24 protein-coding genes are annotated in these 25,518 nt (G+C 68.4%); 13 read left to right on the forward strand and 11 right to left on the reverse strand.

Annotation, left to right across the window (positions count from 1 at the left end; translation table 11 throughout):
• Positions 1 to 38: 38 nt before the first annotated feature.
• The 3 genes from LZ199_RS16930 to LZ199_RS16940 all read right to left on the reverse strand — a co-directional run bounded on the left by LZ199_RS16930 (position 39) and on the right by LZ199_RS16940 (position 5,177).
• Positions 39 to 686: a hypothetical protein gene (locus LZ199_RS16930; RefSeq protein WP_253994736.1), complete on the reverse strand. Its 648-nt coding sequence runs from the start codon at positions 684 to 686 to the stop codon at positions 39 to 41.
• 87 nt (positions 687 to 773) lie between these two features.
• On the reverse strand, positions 774 to 1,430 hold the full coding sequence (locus tag LZ199_RS16935; protein WP_253994737.1) for a 2-hydroxychromene-2-carboxylate isomerase: 657 nt from the start codon (positions 1,428 to 1,430) through the stop codon (positions 774 to 776).
• A gap of 171 nt (positions 1,431 to 1,601) precedes the next feature.
• Positions 1,602 to 5,177, reverse strand: a complete 3,576-nt coding sequence (locus LZ199_RS16940) for a protein kinase domain-containing protein (protein WP_253994940.1) — start codon at positions 5,175 to 5,177, stop codon at positions 1,602 to 1,604.
• Between the two features lie 610 nt (positions 5,178 to 5,787).
• Here LZ199_RS16940 and LZ199_RS16945 point away from each other — a divergent pair.
• Positions 5,788 to 6,204, forward strand: a complete 417-nt coding sequence (locus tag LZ199_RS16945; protein ID WP_253994738.1) for a response regulator — start codon at positions 5,788 to 5,790, stop codon at positions 6,202 to 6,204.
• 6 nt (positions 6,205 to 6,210) lie between these two features.
• Here the strand turns inward: LZ199_RS16945 and uraH are convergent, their stop codons facing one another.
• The 5 genes from uraH to LZ199_RS16970 are packed head-to-tail and all read right to left on the reverse strand — an operon-like array spanning position 6,211 to position 10,911.
• Positions 6,211 to 6,555 (reverse strand): hydroxyisourate hydrolase, encoded by a 345-nt coding sequence (gene uraH, locus LZ199_RS16950; RefSeq protein ID WP_253994739.1) that lies wholly within the window; start codon positions 6,553 to 6,555, stop codon positions 6,211 to 6,213.
• Positions 6,552 to 7,061: a 2-oxo-4-hydroxy-4-carboxy-5-ureidoimidazoline decarboxylase gene (gene uraD, locus LZ199_RS16955; RefSeq protein ID WP_253994740.1), complete on the reverse strand. Its 510-nt coding sequence runs from the start codon at positions 7,059 to 7,061 to the stop codon at positions 6,552 to 6,554. The genes uraH and uraD overlap by 4 nt, the downstream gene beginning before the upstream one ends.
• On the reverse strand, positions 7,058 to 8,080 hold the full coding sequence (alc, locus tag LZ199_RS16960) for an allantoicase (RefSeq protein ID WP_253994741.1): 1,023 nt from the start codon (positions 8,078 to 8,080) through the stop codon (positions 7,058 to 7,060). The genes uraD and alc overlap by 4 nt, the downstream gene beginning before the upstream one ends.
• Before the next feature lie 21 nt (positions 8,081 to 8,101).
• Positions 8,102 to 9,469 carry an allantoinase AllB gene (gene allB / locus LZ199_RS16965; RefSeq protein WP_253994742.1) on the reverse strand — a complete coding sequence of 456 codons (1,368 nt, stop codon included), beginning with the start codon at positions 9,467 to 9,469 and terminating at the stop codon, positions 8,102 to 8,104.
• Positions 9,466 to 10,911, reverse strand: a complete 1,446-nt coding sequence (locus LZ199_RS16970; RefSeq protein WP_253994743.1) for an FAD/NAD(P)-binding protein — start codon at positions 10,909 to 10,911, stop codon at positions 9,466 to 9,468. The genes allB and LZ199_RS16970 overlap by 4 nt, the downstream gene beginning before the upstream one ends.
• A 211-nt stretch (positions 10,912 to 11,122) precedes the next feature.
• Here LZ199_RS16970 and pruA point away from each other — a divergent pair, with 211 nt between their 5' ends.
• On the forward strand, positions 11,123 to 12,778 hold the full coding sequence (pruA, locus tag LZ199_RS16975; RefSeq protein WP_253994744.1) for an L-glutamate gamma-semialdehyde dehydrogenase: 1,656 nt from the start codon (positions 11,123 to 11,125) through the stop codon (positions 12,776 to 12,778).
• Between the two features lie 6 nt (positions 12,779 to 12,784).
• On the forward strand, positions 12,785 to 13,633 hold the full coding sequence (locus tag LZ199_RS16980; protein WP_253994745.1) for an aldose epimerase family protein: 849 nt from the start codon (positions 12,785 to 12,787) through the stop codon (positions 13,631 to 13,633).
• 21 nt (positions 13,634 to 13,654) lie between these two features.
• Here LZ199_RS16980 and LZ199_RS16985 read toward each other — a convergent pair whose 3' ends face one another.
• Positions 13,655 to 14,500, reverse strand: a complete 846-nt coding sequence (locus tag LZ199_RS16985; protein WP_253994746.1) for an alpha/beta fold hydrolase — start codon at positions 14,498 to 14,500, stop codon at positions 13,655 to 13,657.
• Between the two features lie 46 nt (positions 14,501 to 14,546).
• Entirely contained in the window at positions 14,547 to 15,479 is a 933-nt protein-coding gene (locus LZ199_RS16990) for a LysR family transcriptional regulator (protein ID WP_253994747.1), read from the reverse strand.
• 81 nt (positions 15,480 to 15,560) lie between these two features.
• Between LZ199_RS16990 and LZ199_RS16995 the strand changes: the two genes are divergently transcribed.
• From LZ199_RS16995 to LZ199_RS17040, 10 genes are all read left to right on the forward strand, one after another.
• Positions 15,561 to 16,796 (forward strand): acyl-CoA dehydrogenase family protein, encoded by a 1,236-nt coding sequence (locus tag LZ199_RS16995; protein WP_253994941.1) that lies wholly within the window; start codon positions 15,561 to 15,563, stop codon positions 16,794 to 16,796.
• A gap of 6 nt (positions 16,797 to 16,802) precedes the next feature.
• Positions 16,803 to 17,888 (forward strand): phosphotransferase family protein, encoded by a 1,086-nt coding sequence (locus LZ199_RS17000; RefSeq protein ID WP_253994748.1) that lies wholly within the window; start codon positions 16,803 to 16,805, stop codon positions 17,886 to 17,888.
• Entirely contained in the window at positions 17,888 to 18,580 is a 693-nt protein-coding gene (locus LZ199_RS17005; protein WP_253994749.1) for a histidine phosphatase family protein, read from the forward strand. The genes LZ199_RS17000 and LZ199_RS17005 overlap by 1 nt, the downstream gene beginning before the upstream one ends.
• Before the next feature lie 11 nt (positions 18,581 to 18,591).
• Positions 18,592 to 19,338 (forward strand): SDR family oxidoreductase, encoded by a 747-nt coding sequence (locus LZ199_RS17010; protein ID WP_253994750.1) that lies wholly within the window; start codon positions 18,592 to 18,594, stop codon positions 19,336 to 19,338.
• Between the two features lie 131 nt (positions 19,339 to 19,469).
• Positions 19,470 to 20,771, forward strand: coding sequence for a TIGR02270 family protein (locus tag LZ199_RS17015; protein ID WP_253994751.1), 1,302 nt, complete (start codon positions 19,470 to 19,472; stop codon positions 20,769 to 20,771).
• Positions 20,772 to 20,787: 16 nt separating this feature from the next.
• Positions 20,788 to 21,252 (forward strand): DUF4150 domain-containing protein, encoded by a 465-nt coding sequence (locus tag LZ199_RS17020; protein ID WP_253994752.1) that lies wholly within the window; start codon positions 20,788 to 20,790, stop codon positions 21,250 to 21,252.
• A gap of 34 nt (positions 21,253 to 21,286) precedes the next feature.
• Positions 21,287 to 22,216, forward strand: coding sequence for an AHH domain-containing protein (locus LZ199_RS17025; RefSeq protein WP_253994753.1), 930 nt, complete (start codon positions 21,287 to 21,289; stop codon positions 22,214 to 22,216).
• Positions 22,213 to 22,812, forward strand: coding sequence for an imm11 family protein (locus LZ199_RS17030; protein WP_253994754.1), 600 nt, complete (start codon positions 22,213 to 22,215; stop codon positions 22,810 to 22,812). Before LZ199_RS17025 ends, LZ199_RS17030 begins: the two co-directional genes overlap by 4 nt.
• Positions 22,809 to 23,594, forward strand: a complete 786-nt coding sequence (locus LZ199_RS17035; RefSeq protein WP_253994755.1) for an Imm49 family immunity protein — start codon at positions 22,809 to 22,811, stop codon at positions 23,592 to 23,594. Before LZ199_RS17030 ends, LZ199_RS17035 begins: the two co-directional genes overlap by 4 nt.
• A gap of 7 nt (positions 23,595 to 23,601) precedes the next feature.
• A complete protein-coding gene (locus LZ199_RS17040) occupies positions 23,602 to 24,714 on the forward strand; it encodes a hypothetical protein (RefSeq protein ID WP_253994756.1) in 1,113 nt (370 codons plus the stop codon).
• Positions 24,715 to 24,719: 5 nt separating this feature from the next.
• Here the strand turns inward: LZ199_RS17040 and LZ199_RS17045 are convergent, their stop codons facing one another.
• Positions 24,720 to 25,451: a dienelactone hydrolase family protein gene (locus LZ199_RS17045; protein WP_253994757.1), complete on the reverse strand. Its 732-nt coding sequence runs from the start codon at positions 25,449 to 25,451 to the stop codon at positions 24,720 to 24,722.
• Positions 25,452 to 25,518 lie beyond the last annotated feature (67 nt).

Raw genomic sequence — 25,518 nt, forward strand, 5'->3', positions numbered from 1 at the left:
CGCGCGGTGCACGCGCGCAGTGACGGGGTGGCGGGGTTTCAGGACGCGCGCCGCCCCAGGAAGGCGCTGGCGACGATGGCAAGCGCCATCACCGTCCACAACAGCCCTTGCAGGTTCTGCCGGCGTATCTCCTTCCGGCCGAGCCCGCGATACCAGGAACGCCCGGCCTCCACACGACCTTCCCAGGAGAAGTCCCCGGCGGGGGTGACGCCCTCCATGCGGCGCAGGTGGGCGCGCAGCAGGCGGTCGGGCGAAGCGTCCGCCAGTGAACCGCTGCGGTACACCCCGGGGACGTCCAGGGCGGGGCGGCGATAACCGGCGGTGATGACGAAGCCTTCCGGCGCCAGGGGGGTGAGGAAGTAGAGTCGGGGCTCGCCGTCCGCCGTCTGGTAGATGGTGGCGAAGACGCGCTCGGTGGGGTGGGCCCAGTCGTAGGAGAGCGTGGCGCGCTGAAGGCGCGGCTTCTCTTCGTGACTGCCGAGCGCCACGAAGCCCAGGCCCTGGAGTTGGATGGCCAGCTGGGCCAGCTCCAAGGGGATGTCCATCTGGTCCGCCGGGGCCTCCGGCTCCACACGCACGCTGTGGGGGAACAGGAAGAGGATGGCGCGCCAGAAGTTGAGCGCCAAGAGGACGATGGCGAGCACGAGGCCAGCGACGACGATGCCCAGCTCGGCGAGAACGTTCATGCGGTGAGCACCTGGGAACGTGGCGGGCGACCGGCGGCCCATCCACCCGGGGCACCCTAGCGGAAACCAGCGCCCCCAGGGCCCCCTTCAGCGACGGGAAGCGGTGGCCGGCAAGTCCTTCCACCGGGCCAGGTCCACGGCCGCCAGCGGATCCTCTCCCCGGAGGAAGCGCTCCAGGTGGCCCAGCGAGTCCACACCGAAGAACAGCTCCCCGTCCGCGAAGACGGTGGGCACGCCGAACGCGCCCGCTGCGATGGCCTCCTCCGTGTTGCGGCGCAGGCGGTCCTTGATGTCCTGCCGCTGGGCGGCGGCGAGCAGCGCGGGGGCATCCAGCCCGGCGGCCTGGATGGCCACGGCGACCTGCTCGGGCGTCTCGGCGCCCTTCCCGCCTCCCCAGACCTCCGCGTAGAGGGCGGACACCAGCCGGCTCCGCGCCTCCAGGTCGTCCACCGCGGCCGTCACGCGCAAGGGGAGCAGCGGGACGAAGGGGTGAGTGGGAGGAGGACCGAAGGGCACGCCCAGCTCGTGGGCGATGCGGAAGGTGTGCTTGAAGACGTAGCCGCGCTTGGCGGGGACCTCGGCGGGGCCGATGTTGCCGGTGGCGTTGAGCACGCCCGCGAGCAGCACCGGCACGGGCTCCACCACGCGGCCGTGGCGGGCGGCGAGCGCGGGCATGCGCGTCCACGCGAGATAGGCGTAGGGGGAGAGGTAGTCGAAACAGAAGCGCAGGGGAGCAGGGGCCATGGGCGGCAGTCTAACGCCCTCAAGCGCCGCGTTCGCGGGGGAGCCTCGCGGACGGGGCGCCCCCTGGAAATCCACCGGGTCTCCGCCTACCGCGCTCCGGTGGAACTGGCTTCGGGTGCACCGCTGGGGCGCCACGTTCGCCGACGTGCCGCCTGACACCGAGGCCACCTCTCAGGCGCTCTGCCGTGACTCCGCGCTGCGCTGAAGCGCGCCCCGCAGCGACGTCGCCTGCGCCAGGAGATTCGACGCACGTGCCTCGGTGAAGGCCGTTTCCGCCGCCTCCAGCTCCACGACGGCCGCGTCGGCCGCGGACGACCGCTCGGCGAGCGCCAGATGCACGAGCCCCGCCTGCAACACGTTGCCCGTCAGCTCCGCCAACGCGAGCGCGCGACGCAGGTGCACGAGCCCCGCTTCGTCGGGCAGCAGCGAAGCCAGTGCGCGACGCGCCAGCATCTCATCCCAGGGATTCGCCAGCACCGGGTCCACCGCGCGGGCGAGCGCCAGTTGCGCCGCCTCGTGCGCGGCCTCCAGGTGCCCCTGCTCTCGCTCGAAGCGGGACTGGTACACGCGCAGCAGCGTCTCCATCCGGATGCCGCCCTCGCGCGCCGCCGCCAGGGCCCGGGGCAAGGACTGCCGCGCCGCCGCCGCGTCCTCGAACAACACGTCCCGACACGCCTGATACGTCTGCACGTGGCACTGCAGCCACCGGTCCTCCGGCAGCACCCGCGCCAGCGACTCCGCGCGCGCCACCACGGCGGCCACGTGCTCGTGCTCGCCGCGCTCCAGGTAGTAGGGCGGCGTGAAGATGGCCAGGTTGCGCTCCATCAACCGGGGGTTGCCCAGCCTGCGCACCAGGTCCGTCTTCTCGGTGAAGGCTGGGACGAAGGCCGCGCCATCTCCCGTGAACGCCGCGCGAGTCACCACGGAGAACAGGTGGAACGCACGCACGTCGATGAAGCCGTGGGCCTCCGCCACCGCGTAGCCGTCTCGCGTCGCCTGGGCATCCAGCGGCTCGCCGCGCAGCGCCAGGTTCATGTTCATCATGTAGCCGCCCATGCCCAGCGCCCAGGCCAGGCGTCGCGGCAGTCGGCCCATCACCTCGCGCATCCCACGCAGCCGGGAGAGCTGCTCGAACTGCGCCTCCACCACGCCCGCCGAGCGGCCCGTGTACGCGCTGAGCACCGCGGGAGCCAGCAGCGTGCCCGCCCGGAACGGCGACACCTCGGGCTGCTCCTCCCGCACGCGCTCCAGCAATACGTCCAGGTCCTTCGTGCGCCCCACAATCGCCAGCGCCATGGCCTGGAGGATGCGCAGCTCCGCCTGCTTCCAGAAGATGTCCTCGGGCGACGACTGCGCGTCCGCCGCGCGCTCGCGGAACAGCTCTCGCAACCGCGCGGGCCGCTCGTCCTCCGGCGCCGCGCACGCCGCGTCCAGCTGCGCCAGCGCGAGCCTGCGGCCCTCGGCCAGGTCCACCGTGGCCGCCCAGTGCGCGAAGAGCTTTTCTGAGAAGGCCAGCGAGCTGGGCGGGTCGCTCGCGTAGCCCACCTCCACCAGCGTCACCCAGATGCGCAGCAGCAGCCTGTCCCGGCCAGGGAAGTCCGGCGCGGCCTCCAGCAGCGTGGATGCCTCCTTCAGGAGCAGCGTCGCCTCCAGCAGCGCCTGCGCCTCCATGGCCGCGCGGCCCGCGTCCAATAGCGGGCCGATGGCCAGCTCCGGCTCCGACGAGCGCAGGTAGTGCCAGCCCACCGTGCGCGACAGGTCCGGCCGCTGGTAGTAGAGCGTCTGGAGCGCCAGCGCCACGCGCCCATGCGCCGCGCGCCGCTCTTCGTCCTGCGTGCTGTCGTAGATGGCCTGGTGCACGGTGTCGTGCGTGAAGACGTACCGGCCCTCCTCCTCCTGGAGGAACTGCCGCTCGACGATGCCGTCCAGCACGGCGAACAGCTCCGACTCCGGCAGCTCCGCCAGCGCCCGCACCATGGGCAACTCCAGGCTTCGCCCCGCGGGCGCCAGCCTGCGCAGGAGCGACACCTGCTCCACCGGCGCGGACGACAATCGCTCGAGCACCGCGGCATGGATGCTCACGGGCAGGGGCCGCGTGTCGAGCCCCTCCTCCGCCGTCCACCGGCCGCCCACGCGTGTCAGCGCACCCTCCTCCACCAGCGCGCGCAGGCACTCGGTGGCGAAGAAGGCATTGCCGCCCGTCGTCGCGTGCAGGCGCGCCACGAAGCCCTCGGGGACCTCCAGGCCCGGCAGCGCCAGTCCCACCAGCGTGCCCACGTGCTCGGCGGCCAGCGGCTCCAGGTCCATGCGCCAGGTGAGCTTCTCGTCCACCGTCTGGAACGCGAGGCTCAGCCGGCTCAGCTCACCCGAGCGGAACGTGCCCACCACCATGCCGCGCGTGCCCTGCAGCGCGCGAATCAGCACGTTGAGCACCTCCAGCGAGGCGGTGTCCGCCCAGTGGAGGTCCTCGAAGCATAGCACGAACGTCATCCGCTTGCCGAGCGACTGGACCCACTCCGCCAGCGCCCCGAAGAACCCCAGCTTCTCCTCGCCGGGCACCGGCGCCACACCCGCGGATTCGGCCGACAGCGAGGGCAGCAGCCGGGACAGCCGGGGTGACAGCCGCTCCATCACCTCCGTGGGCGTGTGAGGCATCAGCGCGCGCAGCGCCTGCGCAATCGGCGTCAACGGCGCCTGTCCCTCCGCCCGGCACTGCCCGCGTCCGAAGGGCAGCTCCGCCAGCTTCGCCTGCAGCTCGAACTCCTGGAGCAGCCGCGTCTTGCCCACGCCGGCGGGAGCGCCCAGGAGCACCGCGCGCGACTGGCCCCAGTCCGCCTCGGCCAGCCCGTTCATCAGCGCCTCCAGCTCCGCCGCGCGCCCGACGACCTCCGGCACGTGCAGGTAGCTGGAGCGCGCCGACAGCGGCTCCTCCGGCATCGGCTCACCGCTGGCGTGGCAGAGCGCCTCCATCAGCTCGCTCGCGTCCTGGAAGCGCTCGCGCGGGTCCTTGGCGAGCAGCAGCAGGATGATCTCCTCCAGCTGGGGGTCCACCGGCCCCAGCGTGGAGGGTCGGGGCGGCGGGCGCGTCAGGTGCTCCGCCAACAGCGCCGCTGGCGTGTTGCGCTTGAAGGGCAGCCGGCGCGTCACCAGGTAATACGCCATGACACCCAGCGAGTAGAGGTCCGCGCGCCCGTCGATGCTCGCGCCGCGCTGCCACTCGGGGGCCAGGTACTCCAGCGTGCCCTTGAGCTTGCCGGGGCTCGGGGTGCCCAGCTGGTGCATCACCCCGAAGTCCATCAGCTTCACCGCGCCGGAGCTGGTGATGCGCACGTTGCTCGCCTTGATGTCGCAGTGCACGTACAGGCGCGAGTGGATGAACGCGAGCACCTGCGCCATCTGCAGCAGCACGCGATACAGCGTGCGCGTGTCCAGCGGCGCCTCGCGCGCCAGCGAGCTCAGGTCCTGCCCGTCCACCACCTCCATGGTGATGAAGCGGTTGCCGGCCTCCGTCATGCCCCAGTCGAAGACCTTCAGCGTGCCGGGGTGCTGGAGCTTCTTCATCGCGAAGAACTCGTGCCGGAACATCAGCACCAGCTCCTCCGTCTTGCCCGCCGTCAGCCCCGCGGGGACCTGCATCTCCTTGAGCGCCACCCGCCGCTTCTCGTGCAGGTCCTCCGCCAGCCAGATGCGGCCCATGCCGCCCTCGCCCAGCAGGCCCTCCACCCGGTAGCGCCCCGTCACCACCATCCCCACTTCCAGCGAGCGGCGCGCTCCAGCCGCGTCACCTGGCAAGGTGACGGGCGTGCGGATGCGGTCCCCCCACGTGCTCGGAGGACGGCTGCGCTCGTCTAGAACGGTTGTCTTCTCTTCGTCGCTCACGAAGGTGGGACCAGAAGGTCGGCAGAATCCAGAAGTCGATGGAATATCACGTTTCCATGTATCGGACACACTCCGTTGGAACGGAGGGAGCCCCTGTTCTCGTCGGACAGGCGACACCCACACGACGGACGGGCATGAAGCATGGTGGGGACTCATCCAATCCCTGCCCCATGCGGGACGTCGTCGGTATGGCGCACGCGCGATGAACAAGGCGGGGCATGCACGCCCGAGCAGGTCTCCACGCACGCGGTGACCTGGCCGCCCGTCCGGGGTGCCCTTCCGACGCGGACGGGCAGGGGACACCCCCTGGAGCGTTGCCCCGACGCGCCGCTCCAGGCGCTCGGAGCGGCAGCCCCCTGTACCTCGGTCTAGGGGTGGGGGCGGACCCCTTGCTACGGCGGGCGTCGAGCGGGGATGCTCCATGTCGAGGGCCGCCTCCCGTCGGGCGTGTCACCTTCACCGGAGGAGCCCGAGCATCGTGAAGCCCAAGGTCCTCATCGTCGAAAACTCCTGGACGATGCGCGAGACACTGCGCCTCCTGCTGTCCGGGGACTTCGACTGCACCGTGGCGGCGAACGGAGAGGTGGGGCTGGCCCAGGCCCTGAGCCAGCCGCCGGATCTGCTCCTCTCGGATGTGAACATGGAGGGCATGGACGGCTACGAGCTGTGCCGTCGCTGCCGCCAGGAGCCCACGCTCCAGCACATCCCCGTCGTCTTCGTCAGCGGCTACGCGCCCCGCTCGGACAGCGACCCGAGCCTGCCCGTGCCCGACGCGTATCTCGTCAAGCCCGTGAAGCCCGCGCTGCTCATCGCCGAAATCCAGGCCCTGCTCCAGCGCGGAAGCAGCCCCCCTCCCCCGGCGGCTCCCTCCCCGCAGCCCACCAACAAGGCCTGAAGCCCCTCAGCTCCCCCGGTACGTCGAGTAGCCAAAGGGGCTGAGCAGCAGGGGCACGTGGTAGTGCTCGTCGGGCGCGGCCAGCTCGAACACCACCGACACCGACGGGTAGAAGCCCTTCACGCCGAGCCCCCGGAAGTACGTCCCGGTGTCGAAGGACATCCGGTACACGCCGGGCTCGACGCGAGCGCCGGCCGGCAGGAAGTCACGCACGCGGCCATCGTCGTTGGTGACGCCGCGAGCCAGCTCCTTCCACTCGCCCGCGACCACCTGGACTTCCAATGCAATGGGGACACCGGAGGCCGGACGGCCGCGGTTCGTATCGAGGACATGGGTGGAAAGAGTGCTCATGACGCCAGCAGCTTCTCCAATCGGATGCGGGTGATTTTCGCCTGCTCGCCAGCGGCGATGCGCAGCTCCTCGTCCGGCGCGTTGCCCAGGCGTGCGCGCAAGAGCCCCAGCATCTCCTCCGCGCTCTTGCCTGTGGCGCAGACGAGGAAGATGAAGCCGAAGCGCTCCTCGTAGGCCTTGTTGCCGTCGGCCAGCCCTTGGAGCACCGCCTCGGCGGCGCCGCTCACCCCGCCCTGCTCCTGCGAGGACCAGGTGGCGGTGGACGCGAACTTCGCGCGCAGCGAGTCCACGCCGCCGATGCGCGGGTGGTGCTTGAAGGCCTCATGCCAGTCATCCGGCCCCGTCTGCTCCCAGAGCCACCCGGCCTCCGCCAGCACGTGCTCCACGTCGCGGTAGGGCCGCGCGCGCACCATGGCCTCCACCCAGCGAGAGGAGCCGCAGCAGCGCAAGAGCTCCTCCTTGGCCGCCTCGGGAGCCAGCGTGTTGAGCCGCGTCAGCGCGCTCATGCCGGCCGCCCGTGGACGCGCAGCCGGCTGACGCCACCGTCGGGGAAGATTTTCAGCCGCACGTGGGTGAAGGGGCCCTTCGCCTTCAGCTCGGACTCGAAGGAGTGCCGGTGGTCCGCCTGGAGCTTCGTGCGCGGCAACAGCTCCGTCCACGCGAGGTCATGCGCGTTGGCGAAGTCCACCACCTGCTCACGCAGGTAGATGCCCTCCAGGGATGCGCTCTCCGGGAAGTTGCCCTTGTAGTGCGCGGTGTCCACCTCCACGCGCTCCACGGAGCCGGGGACGGCCAGCTTCACCACAATCCAGTCGAAGCCCGGGAGCAGGCGCTTGCGGCGCGTCTCCCAGCCCTCGCCCATGTTGGCGGCGCGGCCCGGCAGGATGAGGTTGTCCTTCGGCCCGAAGAAGGCGTCGTTGCACGCGGACACCGTGCCGCCATTCTCCGCCGCCGCCAGGTCCACCGAGCCATTCGCGTGCGTCAGCCGCGCCAGGTCCGGCCTCACCTCGCCGTGGACACGGAAGCGCGCCACGCCACCGTCCGGGTAGATGTTGAGGCGCAGGTGCGTCCAGCGCTGCTCGCTGAGGATGGGGAAGAGGTTGCGCGAGCCGCCCTGGAGCCGGAGCTGCGGGAGGATGCGCGTCCACTTCGCGTCCACCAGCGACTCGGCGGAGGGCGAGCCTTCTACCTCCAGCGCGTCCACCGAGGCGTACTCGGGGAAGTTGCCCACGAAGTGGTTGGTGTCGACGTCCACGCCGCGCAGCACGCCGGGCAGGCCGAGCTGGAGGATGCACCAGTCGTGGCCGGGCACGCGCTTGCGGCGCGACTCCCAGCCGTCCATCCACTTGCCCTGCTCGGTGTACTTGTCGGGGATGAAGACGCCCCGGCCGGGCTTGAGCAGGTTCTCCTTGCCGGCGAAGAACTCGTCACTGGCCAGCAGGGCCTTGCCGCCGACCTTCTCCGCGGCCAGGTCGATGAGTTCGGTGAAGCCGACGCGCAGCTTCCCCTCTTCCGGTGCATGCATGGTGTGTACTCTCCAGAGGCTTCAAGCGGCGATGCGCGCCGAGGACGGGCGGCGCACCCAGGTTCCACTCGGGCGTGGGAAGGGCTGCCCACGCTCGTAGATTTTCGTCCCGCGCAGGAACGTCGTCTCCACCACGCCCGAGAGCGTGCGGCCCGCGTACGGCGTCAGCGGGTGACGGTGCTGGAGCCGCGTGGGCTCCACGGAGAAGGTGGCCTCGGGGTCGAACACCACCAGGTCCGCGTCAGCACCGGGTGACAGCGTCCCCTTGGTGCCCTGCAGGCCCACCAGCCGGGCCGGGGCTTCACACATCCAGCGGACCAGCGTCTCCAGGCCATGGCCGCGCCTGGCCGCCTCCGTCCACACGGCCGACAGGCTGAGCTGGAGCGAGGCGATGCCGCCCCACGCCGCGCCGAAGTCACCGCGCTCCAGGAGCTTCAGCGCCGGCGTGCAGGGCGAGTGGTCCGACACGACCAGCTCGATGTCGCCCCGCGCCAGCCCGGCCCAGAGCCGCTCGCGATTCTCAGCCTCGCGGATGGGGGGCGCGCACTTGAAGTGGGTGGCCCCGTCCTCGATTTCCTCGGCGGTGAAGCTGAGGTAGTGCGGACACGTCTCCACCGAGACATCCAGTCCCTCCCGGCGCGCGTCCGCCAACAGCGGCAGCGCATCCGCCGACGACAGATGGACGATGTGGACCCGGCAGCGGTGCTGACGCGCCAGCTCCACCATCATCCGGATGGCGTCCTGCTCCCAGCGACGAGGCCGGGACTCCAGATAGGCGCGGTACGTGCGCGGGCCGCCCGCGTCCGCCGCCTCCAGCGGAGACTCCAGCTCCGCGTGGACGATGAGCGGAATGCCCCGCCGCGCGAGAATCGGCATCGCCACGTCGAGCACCGCGCGGTCCGCCGGAGGAAACTCGTCCACGCCGGAGGGGCACAGGAAGCACTTGAAGCCCGCGACGCCCGCGTCGATGAGCGCCTCCAACTCGTCCGCGTTGCCCGGAATCACGCCGCCCCAGAAGCCGTGGTCCACCTGACTGGACTTGCTAGCGGCGCTCGCCTTGAGCTTCAGCGCCTCCAGCGTGGTGGTGGGCGGCAGCGAGTTGAGCGGCATGTCCACGACGGTGGTGATGCCACCGGCCGCCGCCGCGCGCGTGGCCGTCTCGAAGCCTTCCCACTCCGTGCGGCCGGGCTCGTTGATGTGCGCGTGGCAGTCCACCACGCCGGGCATCACCACGTGGTTGCCCACGTCCGTCACCGTCAGGGCCCCGAGGGCCTCACCGGGCCCCGCCACCTTCACCACCCGCCCGTCCTTCACCACCACCACGGCCTCGCGCAGGGCTCCCGCCGCGAGGACGCGACGGCTGCGCAGCCCGAACTCACCACTGCTCATGGCTCGAATTCCTTCTCGTCGAAGCACTCCAGGGCGCTGAAGAACGCGTCCCGGTCATCCACGTAGAGCTGCCGCGTCACGCCCGCCGTCAGTCGAGGCAGGCTGTACTTCATGCCAGAGATGCTCGCGCCACCGAAGCCCAGCGAGAGCAGGCACCCGAAGGTGTAGTTGAAGATGGACGACAGATAGGGCGCGCGGCCCGGGTGCTTCTCCTGCAACTCGAAGCCGGGCCCCAGGTACGGATGGCGCAGCAGGTCCGTGTGCGACTGGCCTTGGGGCGGCGTGAAGCGGTCCTTCCAGAGCGCGATGTCCTGGTGCAGGTTCGCCAGCTCCGGACGCAGCGAGAGGTCCGTCACCGTGCCGCTGCCGACGATGAGCTTGTCGAAGGTGTAGTGCCCCTGCGGCGTGGTGATGCGGACCCGTCCGTCCACGGCCTCGGCGCCCACCCACGGGCTCTCCGCGTGCAGGTGGAACTGCGGATACGCGCGTGCGCGGCGGTACGTGTCGGCGGGAGGCAGTTGCCCCATCTCGAAGATGCGGTGGATGAAGCGCCACTTGTCCGCGTCCGGCAGGTCCGCGTGGTGCTTGAGGAAGCCGACGAACTCCGCCCAGCGGTACGGGTTGACGGTGGGCAGCGTCTTGCGACGGTAGAAGAGACGCACCTCGCCCGCGCCGTGCTCCAGCGCGACGGAGGCGTTGTCGAAGGCGGAGGCCCCCGCGCCGAGCACGCCGATGCTGCGCCCCCGGAGCGCCTCGAAGTCGATGTCCTCGCGCGTCTGCGCGTACAGCTCGCGAGGCAGCCCCGCCACCACCGCCGGGACTTCCCAGCGCCCCGAGCCATCGATGCCCGTGGCCAGCACGATTTTGCGCGCGTGGAGGACCTCGCTCTGCCCCGTGCGCAGGTCCTCCAGCGGCACCTGGAAGCAGTCGTCCTCCGCGCTCCACGTCAGCGCGCCCGCGCGCGAGCGGCACCGCACGGGGATGCCCAGCGTGCGCCGGTACCAGCCGAGGAAGTCCGCCCACAGCTCCTTGGGGATGCGCTCCAGGGACGTCCAGGCGGCCTCGCCGTACTGGGCCTCGAACCAGGACTGGAAGCAGAGGTTGGGCAGGTTGTGGTCGGGGCCGGTGAGGTGCTTGGGCGTGCGCAGCGTGTGCATGCGCGCGAAGGTCTTCCAGGGCCCCGCGAGGTCCTGCTCTCCGTCATCGACGACGAGCAGGTTCGTCACCTTCTCGCGCATCAGCCCGAAGGCGGCGGTGAGGCCGCTCTGGCCTCCGCCGATGATGAGGACATCCAGCACGGGCTGGCCAGCGCGGGTGCTGCGTGGGAGCACCCAGGAGCGGCGGGGATACTCCAGCCGCTCGAGGTCCTTGCGGAGCGCCTCTTCCAGGGCGGTGAGGCCAGGGACGGGCGGCATCGCGGGGCTCGGGGGCGGGATGCGCATGCCCCATCGTAACCGCGCGCTGTGTCGCCCGGTCAATGTGCCCCCCTCGCGGGGTATGAGCCTCCGGGCGGGGTGGTGGGAAATACCCGGCGGGTCCGGGGGTTGACAGCGGGTGTCCGGGCGCTGACGAGGGCCCGCTTCCATGCTTCCCCGGTGGAGCCGGTTGGTTCATGCTCCCCCGCCTTTTTCGCCCTGTCCCGAGGTCCACCGCGTGATCAACGCCATCCCCCGCGTCCCGGCTCCCCGAAACGAGCCCATCCTGCCCTACGCGCCCGGTGCCCCCGAGCGCCGAGAGCTCCAGGCCGCGCTCAAGCGCATGGCCGGTGAGCAGATCGACATCCCGCTCATCATCGGCGGCAAGCAGGTGCGCAGCGGCAAGACGGACACCGTCCGCATGCCGCACCGGCACTCGCACGTGCTGGCCACGCTGCACGAGGCGGACGCAAGCCACGTCGAGCAGGCCATCCAGGCCGCCCTGGCCGTGAAGGAGGACTGGGCGCGGATGCCGTTCGCCTCGCGCGCCGCCATCTTCCTGCGCGCCGCGGAGTTGCTCGCCACGCGCTACCGCCCGCTCATCAACGCGTCCACCATGCTGGGTCAGTCCAAGACGGCCCACCAGGCGGAAATCGACGCGGCGTGCGAGGCCATCGACTTCCTGCGCTACAACGTCCACTTCGCCGAGCAGATTCTGGCCATCCAGCCGGAGTCCTCGCCGCAGACGTGGAACATGCTCGACTACCGTCCGCTGGACGGCTTCGTGTTCGCGGTGGCGCCGTTCAACTTCACGTCCATCGCGATGAACCTCTGCACCGCGCCGGCCATCATGGGCAACGTGGTGCTGTTCAAGCCGTCCTCCACGGCGGCGCTGAGCGCCTGGTACTTCATGGAGCTGTTGCGCGAGGCGGGCCTGCCCGACGGCGTCATCAACATGCTCAACGGCGACGGGCCCACCGTGGGCAACCCGACGCTGGCCAGCCCCCACCTGGGCGGCATCCACTTCACCGGCTCCACGCCGACGTTCAACTCCATGTGGAAGACGGTGGGAGAGAACATCGGCCGGTACAAGCAGTACCCCAGGCTGGTGGGTGAGACGGGCGGCAAGGACTTCATCGTCGCGCACGCGTCGGCGGCGGACGACGTGGAGGCGCTCGCGGTGGCCATCGTCCGCGGCGGCTTCGAGTACCAGGGCCAGAAGTGCTCGGCGGCCAGCCGCGTCTACGTTCCCGAGTCCATGTGGCCCAAGCTGAAGTCCCGCCTCCAGGCGCTCATCGGCGACATCCGCATGGGTGACGTGGCGGACTTCCGCAACTTCATGGGCGCGGTCATCGACGAGAAGTCCTTCAAGAAGGTCTCCTCGTACATCGACCTGGCGAAGCAGGACGGCGAGGCGAGCATCGTCGCGGGCGGGGAGACGGACCGGAAGGAGGGCTGGTTCGTGAAGCCCACGCTGGTGCAGCTCACCAACCCGCGTCACCGCATCCTCCGCGAGGAGGTCTTCGCGCCGCTGGTGGGCGTGTACGTGTATCCCGACGCGAAGTACGTGGAGACGCTGCGCGAGGTGGACCAGAGCGCGACGTACGCGCTGACGGGCGCCATCTTCGGCCGGGACAGGAAGGCCATCGACACGGCGATGAGCGAGCTGCGTCACGCGGCGGGCAACATCTACATCAACGACAAGCCCACGGGCGCGGTGGTGGGACAGCAGCCCTTCGGCGGCTCGCGGGCGTCGGGCACCAACGACAAGGCGGGCTCGATGCTCAACCTCATCCGGTGGACCAGCCCTCGCACGGTGAAGGAGACCTTCGTCTCGCCCGCGAAGGTGCCCTATCCGTTCATGGACAGCGACCCCCACGATGGAGGTATCTAGGCTCGTATGAGCCGAGCGTTCCACGGTATCGCCGGGTTGGAGACGTACGCGTTGGTGGACGGTGGGTGCCGCGTGGAGGTGATTCCTTCACGTGGGGCCCTCGTCTCGAGGATGACGGTGGACGGCGACGAGGTGCTCTACCTCGACGAAGCCACCGTGGCGGACCCGGCGAAGAACGTGCGCGGAGGCATCCCCGTGCTGTTCCCCATCGCCGGGCCCCTCCCGGGTGACACCTACCCGGCGGACCGCAAGTCCTTCACGATGTCGCAGCACGGCTTCGCGCGGCGGCAGCCGTGGACCGTGCGCCAGGTGGAGGACTCGCTGCTGGTGGTGGGGCTGTCCTCCACGGAGGAGACGCTGCGCCAGTTCCCGTGGGAGTTCGACGCGCAGCTCACGTTTTCGCTGGTGGGTACGCGGCTCACGTTGGACTTCGACGTGGAGAACCGCGACACGCGTCCCCTGCCCCTGCACCTGGGCTTCCATCCGTACTTCCGGGTGCCGGACGCGGCGAAGGCCGTGGCCACGGTGGAGACGGACGCGACGCACGCGTGGGACAACCGGGCGAAGCGTGAAGTGCCGTTCACGGGATTGGACCTCACGGCGGACGAGGTGGACCTGCACCTGCGGGACCACTCGAAGCAGGAGACGCGGCTGTCGCGCGGGCCAGGACTGCGCCCCATCCACCTGTCGTGGAGCCCCGAGTTCAAGGTGATGGTGGTGTGGACGCTGAAGGGGAAGGACTTCGTCTGCGTGGAGCCATGGACCGCCGCAGCGGGCGCATTGGCCACGGGCGAGGGACTGCTGCACGTTCAGCCCGAGGAACGGCTGTCGCTCACGTTCGACATCGAGGCGTGACGCGGGCCCGATTTCGAGTGCTCACGGACGTGGGGTCAGCCGGGAGGCGAACTCGCGCATCGCGGAGGCCACGGCCTCCGGGCGCTCCACCCAGGGGAAATGCGCCGCGCCCTCCACCGTCCTGTGGAGGATGTGCGGCCCCTGGAAGGCGGGCTGCGACCACGGCGTCTGCTGGACGATGCGGTCCTCGGCGCCGCTGATGATGAGTGTGGGCAGTGAGCGCGGCCACCACGTGTGGGCGTACGTCTCATCGAAGGCGCGGTCGGACCAGTCGACCGCCGCGCGGTTGTAGGGCATCCGCCGCAGCAGCTCGCGCCCGGCATCGACGCTCTCCGGCGTGAAGTTCCACTCCGCCGATGCCACCGCAATATCGCGGAGCCGCTCGTTCGTGCGCTCGGCGTCATAGCGCTGGCTTGCTGCGTCGACTTCGGGAAGGGGATGCCGCTGGGTCATCGCGAAGAACGGCGCACGCCAGCCCGCGTCTGGTGCCGTGCTCACGAGCACGAGGCCCACGAGGAGCGACTCCAACTCCGGCACGGACAGCAGGTACATGCCTCCCGTGGAGTGCCCCAGGTAGACGCAGTTCGGGAGCGCACGGGCGGCCTCGACGAGAACGCGGGGCCACACGTCGAACGGAACCTCAGGGGAGCCCGGAGGTGAGACGTTCGACCCATCTCCTGGCAGGTCCACCAGCCAGCATGTGCCGGGAACATCCAAGACGTCCGCCAGCCCGAGCAGACTCTCCGAACCAATCCCAGGCCCGCCAGGAAGCAGCAGCCAGTTGAAGGCGCCTGGGCGTGAGCTCCGCTGGCGAAGACGCACCCCCGACGGGGTGAAGAACTCTGTCGTGAAGGCCGCGTCGTGCATGGACTGAACCTAGACCAACGCTCAGGGGTTCAGGCACCCGGAAGCACTATCTTCTCGAGGCCCCCATCAATCCCTTCGCCAGGACTTGAAGCTCCGAGCGCAACCACTGACTGCGCGGCTCGCTGTCCTCGGAGCGATGCCAGTACAGGTGCAGCTCCAGTCGAGGCAGCGCGAGCGGCATCGGCAACAAGTGGTTGTCGAGCTCCGCGTTGATCTCTTCCGCGCGCCGTCGGGGCATCGTCAGCAGCAGGTCCGAGCCGGACACGATGCGGCAGGCCGTCTCGTAGTGCCGACAACGCACCGTCACCTCGCGCTGATATCCCAGACGACTGAGCACCAGGTCCTCCACCGCCAGCCCCGTGCGCCGTGAGGACACCGTGACATGGCGCGCGCCCATGTACGCCGCCACGTCCAGCCGCCTGCGCTTGCGACTCACCACGCAGAACGCGTCGTGCGTGAAGGCTGTGTGCCGCAGCTCCGCGCTCGTGGGTTGCTCCACGTCGATGGCCAGATCCAGCCGCCCGGAAGCGAGGTCCCGCTCCAGCCGTGTCCGCTCCAGCCGCACGCTGCTGATGCGCGCCTCCGGACTGCGCTCGCGGAGCCGAGCCACGAGCCGGGGGACAATGGACGGCTCCAGCATGTCGCTCATCGCCAGCGTGAAGGTGCCCACGTCCCGCACGGGCTCGAAGCCGCGAGTGTGGTGCACGGCCTGCTGCAACAGGGCGAGCGCCTCGCGAATCTCTGGCGCCAGTCGCTCGGCCAGCGGCGTGGGTGCCACCCCGCGCCCCTCCCGAACGAACAGCGGGGCCCCCAGTTGCTCGCGCAGGCGCGTCAGCGCGTGGCTCACCGCTGACTGGCTGAGGAAGAGGACCTCGGCCGCGCGCGTCAGGTTGCGCTCCCGGTAGACGACGTCGAACACCCTGAAGAGGTTGAGGTCGGGGGCCCCCGGTCGCCGGCCAGAATCATGAACTGGACTCATGACGACACATGACCAACATTCAGTGGATTCAACAAGAGTCGGGTGCCAAGGATGGACGCCTCTCGTGGAGGAGGCATCACCGTGGACTTCGAGCCCAGCGCCAGAGCCAAGGACTACCTGGAGCGCGTGAAGCGGTTCATGCGCGAGCACATCGAGCCCTCCGAGGAGCGCTACTACCAGGAGGTCATGGAAGCCTCCCGGGGCGGCGACTGGAAGACGTGGCCGGTGTCCTCCGTCATGGAGGACCTCAAGGCTCGCGCCAAGGAGCAGGGGCTGTGGAACCTCTTCCTCCCCGACGAGAAGCTCGCCCCGGGCCTCACCACGCTCGAATACGCCCCCATCGCCGAGGAGACCGGGCGCAGCCTGATGGCCCCCGAGGTCTTCAACTGCAACGCCCCCGACACCGGCAACATGGAGGTGCTGTGGAAGTACGGCACCCCCGCCCAGCAGGAGCGCTGGCTCAAGCCGCTGCTCGCGGGTGACATCCGCTCGGTGTTCTGCATGACGGAGCCGGGCGTGGCCTCGTCGGACGCCACCAACATGGAGGCCACCGCCGTCGTCGAGGGCGACGAGGTCATCCTCAACGGCACCAAGTGGTGGTCCACTGGCCTGGGGCACCCCAACGCCAAGGTCACCATCTTCATGGCGCGCACGCCCGACGCGGGGGGCGACCGTCATCACCAGCACTCCATGGTGCTCGCGCCCCTGGACGCGCCGGGCATCACCATCAAGCGCATGCTGCCCGTCTTCGGCGAGTACGACGCGCCCCACGGCCACGGCGAGGTGCGCTTCGACAACGTGCGCGTGCCCATCTCCAACATCATCGGCGGCCCGGGCATGGGCTTCGAGATTGCCCAGGGCCGACTGGGCCCCGGCCGCATCCACCACTGCATGCGCTGCGTGGGCGCGGCGGAGCGAGCGCTCGAGTTGATGATTGACCGGGGCATGAACCGCACGGCCTTCGGCAAGCCCATCATGAACCTGGGCGGCAACCGCGAGCGCGTGGCCGAGGCCCGCATCGCCATCGACCAGGCCCGCCTGCTCACGCTCTACGCCGCGTGGAAGATGGATCAGGTGGGCCCCATCGGCGCGATGACGGAGATTTCCGCCATCAAGGTCGTCGCCCCGAGCATGCTCCAGCGCATCGTCGACGACGCCATCCAGCTCCACGGCGGCGCGGGTGTCTCCAACGACACGGCGCTCGCGGGCTTCTTCGGACAGGCGCGCACGCTGCGGCTCGCGGACGGCCCGGACGAGGTGCACAAGGGCGTCATCGCCCGCATCGAGCTGGCCAAGCGCGGCTTCTCCAGGAAGTGACCCACCATGGCCACGAACGCCACGCCTTCCACTTCGCTCGACACGCCCGGCTCCATCCGAGCCGGTGAGGAGCTGAACGTCGCCGCCGTCGATGACTGGCTCAAACAACAGATATCAACGCTCGAGGGCTCGCCCACGGTGACGCAGTTCTCGGGCGGCGCGTCCAACTGGACCTACCGCCTCAAGTATCCGAACCGCGACCTCATCCTTCGCCGGCCGCCTTCCGGAACGAAGGCGAAGTCCGCGCACGACATGTCGCGCGAGTACCGCGTGCAGAAGGCCCTCAAGCCCGCCTACCCGTGGGTGCCGGAGATGGTGGGGCTGTGCCAGGACCCCGCCGTCATCGGCGCGGACTTCTACGTCATGGAGCGCATCGAGGGCATCATCCCGCGCGCCAACATGCCCCGGGGCATGAACCTCGGCCCCGCGGAGACTCGCAAGCTCTGCCTCAATGTCGTGGACCGGCTGCTGGAGCTGCATGCCGTGGATGCGCAGGCCGTGGGGCTGTCGTCGCTCGGCAAGGGTGCCGGCTACCCGAGGCGCCAGGTGGAGGGCTGGTCGGACCGCTACGAGAAGGCCCGGACGTGGAATGTGCCGAGCTTCAAGTACGTGCGCGCCTGGCTCAAGGACCACATCCCCGACGATGTCGCCACCTGCGTCATCCACAATGACTGGCGCTTCGACAACGTGGTGTTGGACCCCGGAGACCCCACCCACGTCATCGGCGTGCTCGACTGGGAGATGGCCACGCTGGGCGACCCGCTGATGGACCTGGGCAGCGCACTGGCCTACTGGGTCCAAGCGGATGACGACTTCTTCATGCGCGCCACGCGGCGTCAGCCCACGCACGTGCCCGGCATGCTGCGCCGCCAGGAGGTCGTCGACTACTACCTCCAGCGCTCCGGCCTGAAGCCCGCCAACTGGACCTTCTACGAGGTCTTCGGAATCTTCCGGCTCGCCGGCATCATCCAGCAGATCTACTACCGCTATCACCACAAGCAGACGCGCAACCCGGCGTTCAAGAACTTCTGGTCGCTGGTGACGTACTTCGACTGGCGCTGCAGGCGCCTCATCCGGAAGGGCGGTCGCTGATGGGCGTGGTGTATCTCATCCGCCATGGGCAGGCGTCGTTCGGCGCGCAGAACTATGACCAGCTCTCCGAGACGGGCTTCATCCAGGCCCGGGTGCTCGGCGAGGCGCTCAAGACGCGCTTGCCCACCGTGGACGCGGTGATTGCAGGCACGCTCACGCGTCACCAGCAGACGGCGGAGACGTGCCTCACGGCGATGGGCACGAGCCTGCTGCCCGCGCGCACGCCGGGCTTCAACGAGTTCGACCATGACGAGCTCGTGGCCCGACACACGCCGCGCTACGCGAATCACGCGGCCCTGGCGGAGGAACTCCTGGGCGCGAAGGACCCGCGCCGTGCGTTCCAGGAGTTGTTCACCCAGGCGGTGGCGCGCTGGGTCGCCGGGAAACACGACGCGGAGTACACGGAGCCCTGGCCGGTGTTCCGGGAGCGCTGTGTGCGAGCGCTCGACGCGCTCATCCAGGGCCTGGGGCCATCGAAGACGGCGCTGGTGTTCACCTCGGGCGGCCCTGTCACGGCCATCTGCCAGCACCTGCTCCAGATTCCAGACGAGCACGCGTTCCGGTTGAACTGGACGCTCGCCAACTGTGGCGTCACCAAGGTCATCTACAGTGACCGGGGCCGCTACATGTCCACGCTCAACGAGCACACCCACTTCGAGGGCGCCCAGAGCGCTCTCATCACCTACCGCTGAGGAACACGGCCATGCGCAAGAACATCCTGATTACCGGAGCGAGCTCCGGACTGGGTGAGGGCATGGCCCGTGAGTTCGCGGCGCGGGGACGGAACCTCGCGCTGTGTGCCCGACGCACGGACCGACTGGAGGCGCTGCGCTCGGAGTTGCTGGCGAAGCATCCGGACCTGCACATCTCCGTGCGTGCGCTGGATGTGAATGAGCACGAGCAGGTGTTCGAGGTCTTCGAGGCGTTCGCCAAGGACCTCGGAAGCCTGGACCGCATCATCATCAACGCGGGCATCGGCGTGGGGAAACGGATTGGCACCGGGAACTTCGCCACCAACGCGAAGACGGCGCAGACGAACTTCGTGGCCGCTGTCGCGCAGTGCGAGGCGGCCGTGGGAATCCTGCGCAAGCAGGGCCAGGGACACCTCGTCACCATCTCGTCCATGAGCGCGATGCGGGGGCTGCCTCGGCACCTCACGGTGTACGCGGCGACGAAGGCGGGCCTCGCGACGCTGACGGAGGGCATCCGCGCGGAGCTGCTGAACACGCCCATCAAGGTGTCGACCATCTATCCCGGCTATATCCACACGGAGCTGAACGCGGGGGCGAAGAACCTGCCGTTCGCCGTGGACTCGGCGACGGGTTCGCGTGCGCTGGTGAAGGCGATTGAACGCGAGCCGGTGAATGCCTATGTCCCCGGCTGGCCGTGGACCGTGGTGGGGTTCTTCCTGCGCAACCTGCCGCTCAAGCTCGTCGCGCGGATGTCCTGAGCGGACCGCAGGAACGGCCTCAGGGAGGTGAATCCACCCCTCGGCATTCCCGTAGAAGCCAAACAACCACACGTCTCTCGGCACAACTGTGAGTGGCCCCCTGGAACCTGGTCGCCTTATCGTGGCCAGACATGTGGGATCGCCCGGATGAACAGCTTCGCTGGGACGTGCTCGAAACCCACTTCGAAGAAGCCTGCTTCTTGTGGACACAGTGGGAAGGCAACCTGTCGTCCCCGCGCTACACCCTGACGGACGTCGCGGGAGGCAACGAACTCCGACTGCGGGCGCACCTGCGGGCCCTCGTCCTGGGCGGCCCACGCGTGGCCGAGCGACTCCTGATTCCCGCGCTGGGGGATGAGGACCCCGAGAAGCTTCGCGTCGCGAGCTACACGCTCCTCGCCATGGACGGGTACACCGACCTCGTGGCGCGGACGTTCAAGGAAGCGCCAGACGAACAGCGCGGTGCGATGGCACGTGCCCTGTCGCTCAGCGAGCGCCCTGGGTTGTCGAAGCAGCTCCTGCCGCTGCTCGCGGTGGATGACCCGGACCTGCAGGCCACGTTGCTCGACGTGCTTTCCTTCCGCCGGGGACTTCCGCCCGAGCCCCTCCTCAGGCTGAGCCAACACGAAGTGCCCAGGGTTCAAGCGGCTGCGCTCCGCGCGGCCTGCACGGCGAGTCTACCGGAGGACCCTCGGCTCCTTCGGAAGCTCCTCGGTTCGCCCAGCGCCGCTGTCCGCGCGGCGGGCCTGCACTGGGGCCTGGTCCGAAACAGCCGCGAGGCGTTCCTGGCGTGTCTCGATTGGAGTGACACGAGGGACGAGGCTGGCGACCTCGCGCGACTGGCGATGTCGATGGGAGGCGAACCCGCGCATCTGACGAGGGTGCTGCGGTTGCTGGATGTCTCGACGCTTCGCCGTGAGGCGCTGTGGGCCTTGGGTTTCAGCGGCAAGGTCGCGGCAGTGGAGGCCTGCCTCCCCTGGCTGAGAGACCCGAAGCACGCGAGCGTCGCGGCCGAGGCTTTCTGCGCCATCACCGGGCTGGTGCTCACGGAGCGGTTCCGCAAGGAGCGGGACGAAGAGCTTGACCTGGAGGAGGACGGCTCGGTCGAAGAGGCCCTGGATGCTCACTTGGAGCTGCCACGCCCGGAAGCCATCGAGACCTGGTGGGCCGAAGCGCGTCCCCGATTCGGGAAGGACGCACGGTACCTCTCGGGACGTCCCTTCACGACGGAAGCCCTGGTGGAGTCCTTGAGCGGTGCCGCGACGCGACGACGTGCACCCCTGGCGCTGGAACTCGCCATCCGGACCCAGGGACGACACGCGCTGGAGGTGCTCGACTTCTCGCATCTCCAGACGCATCGATTGACGGAGCTTCGCTCCCTGGGAAGCCGAGCCCTCTGGACCGGTCCCTTCCTGACGCAGATGAGCCACTGAGCACACGAGGTGTCACATGGGTACGAGTGTCGGCGTCAACAAGCTCTCGGTCGTCCACAAGGACACGGGAGGAACCACCGTCGCGATGCCCGATGTCTGCAAGACCCCGAGCCCCGCGGGGCCCGTTCCCATCCCCTACCCCAACGTCGCGCAGTCCTCCGACACGGCGAAGGGAAGCAAGAGCGTCTCCGTCGAGGGCAATCCCATCTGCCTGAAGGACTCCAACTTCAGCACGAGCACCGGCGACGAGGCGGGTACGGCGGGCGGCGGCGTGGCCTCCAGCAAGACGAAGGGCAAGGCGGAATTCGTCAACTACTCCTTCGACGTGAAGGTCGAAGGCAAGAACGTGGCGCGCGCGCTCGACCTCATGCTCCACAACGACAAGAACACCCCACCCGTCCCCCTCATCCAGCCGCCCGTGATTGCCATGGGACAGAAGGAAGAGCCCCCACCCTGCCTGTGCTGCGACGAGCCAGCGTAGCCACGACGTCTCCACTGATATGAGCCGAGGACCCATGTCTGAAAGCAATCACCTGACGGAAGCGGACACGGAGCTTCACAAGCCCATCGGGAACGCGCTGGAGGGCGGGGCATGTCTCTCAGGACACGAGTCGGACTACCACAAGAAGAACAGCTGCTCTTATCGCTATCAGGCCGTCGAGCATTCCCGAAGCAACAAGGGACGCGGTGACATCTACAAGGTCTCCGCCGACGGCCACGCGCGCATCGCTCAAGCCCATGGCGGAGGACCCATTCCGACCTCGCGATATCTCACCCGGCGCGGCTCCAGTCCGGAGAACCCCTCGGGCCAATATCCCTGGGACAGCGACTACGGCGACCACCTCACGGTGCCACAGCCGGGAGATTGGGATGTCGATGGGCCCAAGCGCGTGGGAGCCGTGGATGCCGCGGGGAAGCGCATCGCCCCCGGAATGAATTTCACCACCTCGTTCTGGCCCTATTGGAACAATGCCCACCACATGATTCCCAAGGGCACCTTGAACACCAGGATCGCGAAGGCGGATACCGACCCGAGGATCGTGAATCTCATTCGGGCTGGACTTCTCAAGGCTCCCTACAACGTCAACCACTACATCAACATGATTCTGCTGCCCATGGACACCGAGGTGGGCAGGATACTGAATCTCCCGAGGCATCTCTCATTGGATGACGGTTCGACCGCATTTGACCAGAAACCCAAGTTCGACCACATTCCCTACAATCACAAGGTCGCAACCCGGCTCGAAAGCATCATGCGCGATTTCGCGCAGAGAGCTGCGGAAATCAAAGGAGAAAACCAGGACTGCGACATCAAGAAGATGGCCCCGCTCTCCAAGGTCAAGCTCCACACGCTCTCCGATGATTGCTACAAGGCCATTACGGACTTCGGCGCAAGCAACCCTGGGGAGCCGCTCGTCGACCTGCCCAGCCTGAAACTCTCATGAACTACTTTATTTTGAACCTGGCGCCTCTGGTCGACATGTCCTACTGCACCATGGGCGACCTCCCCGACAGTATTCGCGGCAAGAGCTATAAAATAGCTCGTGGGATTGCGATAGGTGCCGACTATCCATCAAATACCGCGTGGCAGATGAGCGACGAGTATGGCGGCATCAAGCTGCCATCTCTCGTATGCAACACCAGCAGCATCCTCGTGGTCGAGCGGAAGTTGAAAGACATCATCGAGGCTACCGGCGTCAGCATGGAGTGCCTGCCCTTCGTGATGCTCAATCACAAAGGCAGAGAGGCCAGCCGCGACTACTTCATCATCAATCCACTGGGGAACCGCGACTGCCTCAACCTGGAAGCGAGTAAAATCCTGTGGGAGGGTGATGAAGTCGTCAAGCTTGAGAAAGCCGTCCTGGACCCGGACAAACTCCAGGACACTCCGGCCATCTTCCGGCTCAAGCATGACCGCGAGCAGATCGTCATCAGCCATCAACTGGCAGACGCCCTGAAGGCCGTGAACCCCACGAACATCTATCTCTTCAGCCTGCCCCAGGTGCCCACCACGAAGTCCGCAAGCGGTTCGAGCGCATGAGCGTTCCCCTATGGCTGGTGCGCAAGGACCTGGGCATCTCGCTGGGACAGGGGCTTCCCTATGTCCTCGCGCGCGATGTGACACCGCGACAGATGCTCTTCTTCTGCGGCTACTACAGGCGAATGGGCATCGCGGAGCTCTTCATGTCGGGCGAGGTCGTGGGGTTCGTCAACCACCTCTCACGAAGCGCTCACGCCTTCGCCTTCTACCTGGAAGGTGTTCCCGTCGAGCACAAGGTCACCAGTCGCTCCGAACCCTTCTTCGACGCCGTCGTGTGCGCCGATGTGAAGGCGGCCCAAGCCATTGCCCACGCTTCGCGCGCAACCTGGAACCCCGACGAGGAATATGAGGAAGACTTCCTCTACATGCGCTTGCTGATGGATGGCTTCGCCCTGGAGCGGGAACGCGGCCACCTGGATGCGCTGTTGAAGCGTTACGAGCAGGTTCTCGCGGGTGGCACAGACCTCCGCCTGGAGCTGTGCCGGGCCCTGCTCCACTCGGACCAGCAGCTCTTCGATGAGACCCTCGAGCGATTGATTGGCGAGCATCGCCGCGAGAACGAGAAGAAGCTTGAGCAGGAGCAGGTCTCTCCGAACGACATGGCCACTGTGTTCCACCTGTGGGTGGAGCTGTTGGCGCTGTTGAGGCTCGCTGAGCGGGCGAAGCTGAAGGTGGCCCGTGACTACCCACTCGCGCCTTCCGTGGCACGTCGAATGGAGTCGATCCCACTACCCGCTCCAGACGCATGGAGACACATCCCCTCTTTCGTCGACCTTGGCTAGAGACACCATGCGACTGGCCGTGACGGGACTCGGGATGGTGACCTCGGTGGGCTATGGCCGCACCGGGAGCTGCTCGGCCATCCGCGCCGGGCTGACTCGCGCATGCGAGCTTCCAGGGCTCCTGGTGTCCAGCGGAGACGGAGACGTCACCCCAGCGCGAGGCCACCCGGTCTCCGGGTTCGCCGAGGGGTTCTTCCAGGCCGGAGCCTGGGTGAGACTCGCCGCGGGGGCACTGGAGGACCTGCTCCACGAAGGGACGCGGACACCCGTAGCGCCAGAGCGCTGGCGAGGGACCGCGCTGATGGCCCTGACGCCCATGCTGGACCCCGAGCGGTTCCGGTGGCCCATCCACGAGAAGCCCGATGCGTTGGGCCAGTACTTCGTCAGGCCCCTCCAACGATTGATGGGGAACTCGCTCCCTCTCACGCACACAGAAGCGCTTGCGACAGGCCACTCAGGCTTCGCGGAAGGGCTCCAGCGCGCGGCGACACTCCTCGGCGCCCACCGGGAGGTGAGCCGGGTGGTACTCGTGGGAGCCGATTCGTATCTGGATGGGCTCACGCTCCAATGGCTGGCCCGACACCGCCGATTGAAGAGCGCCGAGGCTCCCACGGGGCTCCTGCCCGGTCAGGCCGGGGCCTGCCTCTTGGTGGAGGTGATGCCCCCACGCGACACAGGCGACGGATGCCACATCGTCTCCGTCGTCGTGAAGTCCCCACCTGCCAGCGATGCATCCAACCTGGCGAAGCGCGGACGCCTGCTGGCAGAGGCCATTCAAGAGGTCCTCGCCGCCGATGACGCAGGGCTTCCCTTTCGGGGAGAGCTGGTGCTCGACCTCAATGGCGAGGAATGGAAGGCGCACGTCTGGGGCAACGCGCAGGTCCTGCTCGGGCAGCACCTCGACTTCGACGCTTGCAGCGTCCTGGCACCGAGCGAGTCGATTGGCGAGGTGGGCGCCGCCAGTGGCGTCGTGGGAGCAGGGCTGGCGGTCCACGGATTGATGTCTCCGGACTCCACGCATGAGCGCGCCCTGGTCTGTGGGATTGCGGATTCGGGGAAGGTCTCCGCCGTCCTGGTACGTGGACCGAAACGGGCCGCGCGCGCCATGAGTCGCTCGTAGCGGGTCTACCGAGGCGCGGGCTCGAAGACTTCGTCGAGGAAGGCCCGCATCGCTGCCCAGGAGCGTCTCGCCGCGGCCGGGTGATACTGGAGCCCTGCCTGGGGGTTGTTCAGCCCTGGATAGGTGAAGGCGTGCATGGCGTGGCCATGGGCGTGGAGCTGCCAGTCCGCTCCAGCCTCCGTCAACTCTCGCGCCACGGCGAGCACGTCTGACGACGAGCCGGTCGGATCTTCCCACCCATGGAGGATGAGGACCTTCGCGGAGATGGGAGCCTGTGGCCCGAGCTGGGGCGGCGTGAGCACACCGTGGAAGCTCACCGCGGCCTTCAGGCCCGGCACCGCGCTCCTCGCGAGGTCCAGGGCACAGAGTCCGCCGAAGCAGTAGCCGATGATGGCGACTCGCTCCGGGTCCACGCGGGGATGATTGAGCGCCGCTTCGAAGGCCGCCACCAGTCTCCGTCGCAGCAGTGCCCGGTCCTCCATGAACGGCGCCATCAGTCGCGAGTTGTCGTCGGCCACGCCGCCCCGCACTCCCTTGCCATACACGTCCAGGGCAAAGGCCACGTAGCCGAGCGCAGCGAGTTCATCCGCCTTCTCCCGAATGGGGGCGTTCAGCCCATCCCAGGCATGCGCGAGCAGCACGCAAGGCCGACGGGCTTCGCTCCCCTTGTCCCACGAGACGTACGCCTCGCAGTCCGTTCCACCTTCTCGATAGTCGACGAACTCACCCTGTTCCATCGCGCTGTCTCCTCGTCATTCCAGGAGAGACAGTCTGGAGCGCATCCTCACGAGCGTATTGAATGAA

The sequence above is a fragment of the Myxococcus qinghaiensis genome, from assembly GCF_024198215.1.
Classification (GTDB): domain Bacteria; phylum Myxococcota; class Myxococcia; order Myxococcales; family Myxococcaceae; genus Myxococcus; species Myxococcus qinghaiensis.